The sequence below is a fragment of the Streptomyces sp. SAS_281 genome (assembly GCF_052542855.1).
Map to the genome: position 1 here is coordinate 1 of NZ_JBMNDO010000253.1, position 1,652 is coordinate 1,652.

Sequence of the window (1,652 nt, forward strand, 5' to 3'; positions counted from 1 at the left end):
TCAACCGCCCCGACCTCACCGCAACCACCTTCACCCCCAACCCCTACGGCCAACCCGGCACCCGCCTCTACCGCACCGGCGACCTCGCCCACTTCGACCACGAAGGACACCTCCACTACGAAGGCCGCGCCGACAACCAGGTCAAGATCCGGGGCTTCCGCATCGAACCCGCCGAGATCGAAGCCGCACTCCTCACCCACCCCCACCTCACCCAAGCCACCGTCACCACCCACCGCGACCAGCTCGCCGCCTACGTCGTCACCGACACCGGAACCACGACGGAGGACATCCGCCGCCACCTCACCGCCCGCCTGCCCGAGCACATGGTCCCCACCCACCTCACCGTCCTCGACCGCCTCCCCCTCACCCCCAACGGCAAGATCGACCGACGCGCCCTCCCCGAACCGGCCGCCGTCACCTCCCAGGGCCGCGCCCCGCGGAGCCAGCTCGAAGAGGTCACGGTCGCCCTGTTCGGCAAGGTACTGGGCACTCCGGGGCCGGTGGGTGTCGAGGACAGCTTCTTCGCCCATGGCGGGCACTCGCTGCTGGCGGCCCGCCTCACCAACCACCTCGCCGATGTGCTGGGCATCCGGCTGACCATCCGGGACGTGTTCCAACACCCCACGCCCGCACGCCTCGCCCAGCACATCGCCACCCTCGACGGCCGGCCCGCGCTCCCGCCGCTCACCGCCGGGGCCTGGTCCGGTGACGGTGACGCGCCCGTGTCCTTCGCCCAGCGCCGGCTGTGGTTGATGGCCGAACTGGACGGCGGCAGCGCCGCGTACAACGTGCCGATGGCGGTACGGCTGGCCGGTCCGCTGGACGCCGGACTGCTCGACGCGGCGCTGCACGACGTGGTCGTACGCCACGCCCCGCTGCGGACCGTGTTCGCGACGGTCGACGGCGAACCGCGCCAGCACGTCGTACCGGCCGCACACGCCCGTGTGCCCGTCGAACGCCTCGCGGTGACCTCCGGCGAGCTGGACCGCGTCATGGCCGGGGCCGCGCGCCATGTCTTCGATCTCCGTACCGAACTCCCCGTCCGGGCCACCCTGTTCGAGGTCGACGACGACTCCTGGGTGTTCCTGCTCCTGATCCACCACATCGCGACGGACGGCCGGTCCACCGGTGTGCTGTTCGATGACCTGTCCCGGGCCTACGAGGCGCGGAGCGCGGGTGCGACCGCGACTGTTCTGGAACCGCTGCCGGTGCGGTACGCGGACTACGCGGTGTGGCAGCAGCGGGTGCTGGGGGCCGCCGACGACGCGGACAGCGTGCTCTCGCAGGAGCTGGCGTTCTGGCACAAGACGCTGGAAGGGCTGCCCGAGGAGCACGGCCTGAACCTGGACCGCCCGCGCCCCGCACGCGCCTCGCACCGGGGCGGACAGGTCGAATCCGCCTTCGCAGACGATCTGTTCGGGCGCATCGGAGAGCTGGCCCGGACCGAGGGATGCACGCCCTTCATGGTCGTCCACGCCGCGCTCGCCGCAGCGCTCACCCGGCTGGGCGCCGGCACCGACCTGGCCATCGGCTCACCGGTCGCCGGCCGCACGGACGAAGCACTCCGCGACCTCGTCGGGTTCTTCGTCAACACCCTCGTCCTGCGCACCCACACCGACGGCAACCCCACCTTCCGGCAGCTCCTGGAGCGC

At 71.9% G+C, this 1,652-nt stretch carries 1 protein-coding gene; it reads left to right on the top strand.

The genetic code is table 11. The features are described from left to right. Positions 1-1,652: condensation domain-containing protein (locus ACN6LM_RS37985; RefSeq protein WP_445069980.1), on the top strand; the 1,652-nt coding region annotated here is incomplete at both ends.